Origin of the sequence: Pseudoalteromonas rhizosphaerae, assembly GCF_902498845.1 — a bacterium.
GTDB classification, from domain to species: domain Bacteria; phylum Pseudomonadota; class Gammaproteobacteria; order Enterobacterales; family Alteromonadaceae; genus Pseudoalteromonas; species Pseudoalteromonas rhizosphaerae.
The window spans coordinates 1-1436 of sequence record NZ_CABVLM010000039.1; the positions used below are offsets into that span (position 1 = coordinate 1).

At 50.3% G+C, this 1436-nt stretch carries 1 rRNA gene; it reads right to left on the reverse strand.

The window, feature by feature from the left end:
• Positions 1–67: 67 nt before the first annotated feature.
• A 23S ribosomal RNA gene (locus tag PSR9079_RS23330) occupies positions 68–1436 on the reverse strand; the annotation flags it as partial.

Below are 1436 nucleotides of genomic sequence, written 5' to 3' on the forward strand. Positions count from 1 at the left end.
GTAAATCTACTTTAGTCTATTAACTTCTTGCGCTATCAACTATCACATAAAACGCGTTTGGCGTTGTATGGTTAAGCCTCACGGGTAATTAGTACAAGTTAGCTTAACATATCACTATGCTTCCACATCTTGCCTATCAACGTTGTAGTCTTCAACGGCCCTTCAGAGAGCTTATAGCTCTAGTGAGAACTCATCTCGAGGCCTGCTTCGCGCTTAGATGCTTTCAGCGCTTATCAGTTCCGAACGTAGCTACCGGGCAATGCCATTGGCATGACAACCCGAACACCAGCGGTTCGTTCACTCCGGTCCTCTCGTACTAGGAGCAACCCCTCTCAATTCTCAAACGCCCACGGCAGATAGGGACCGAACTGTCTCACGACGTTCTAAACCCAGCTCGCGTACCACTTTAAATGGCGAACAGCCATACCCTTGGGACCGACTTCAGCCCCAGGATGTGATGAGCCGACATCGAGGTGCCAAACACCGCCGTCGATATGAACTCTTGGGCGGTATCAGCCTGTTATCCCCGGAGTACCTTTTATCCGTTGAGCGATGGCCCTTCCATTCAGAACCACCGGATCACTATGACCTACTTTCGTACCTGCTCGACGTGTCTGTCTCGCAGTTAAGCTGGCTTCTACCATTACACTAACCGTACGATGTCCGACCGTACTTAGCCAACCTTCGTGCTCCTCCGTTACTCTTTGGGAGGAGACCGCCCCAGTCAAACTACCCACCAGGCACTGTCCGTAACCCCGATTCAGGGGCCAACGTTAGAACATCAAAACTACAAGGGTGGTATTTCAAGGACGACTCCAACAAAACTAGCGTCTCATCTTCTAAGTCTCCCACCTATCCTACACATGTAGGTTCAATGTTCAGTGCCAAGCTGTAGTAAAGGTTCACGGGGTCTTTCCGTCTAGCCGCGGGTACACAGCATCTTCACTGCGATTTCAATTTCACTGAGTCTCGGGTGGAGACAGCGTGGCCATGGTTACACCATTCGTGCAGGTCGGAACTTACCCGACAAGGAATTTCGCTACCTTAGGACCGTTATAGTTACGGCCGCCGTTTACCGGGGCTTCGATCAAGAGCTTCTCCGAAGATAACCCCATCAATTAACCTTCCGGCACCGGGCAGGTGTCACACCGTATACGTCATCTTGCGATTTTGCACAGTGCTGTGTTTTTAATAAACAGTCCCAGCCACCTGGTCACTGCGGCTCCAATCAGCTTAGAGAGCAAGTCTCATCACCAATCGGAGCGTACCTTCTCCCGAAGTTACGGTACGATTTTGCCTAGTTCCTTCACCCGAGTTCTCTCAAGCGCCTTAGTATTCTCTACCTGACCACCTGTGTCGGTTTGGGGTACGATTCGGTATAATCTGAAGCTTAGAGGCTTTTCCTGGAAGTATGGCATCAGCAACTTCATCACCTT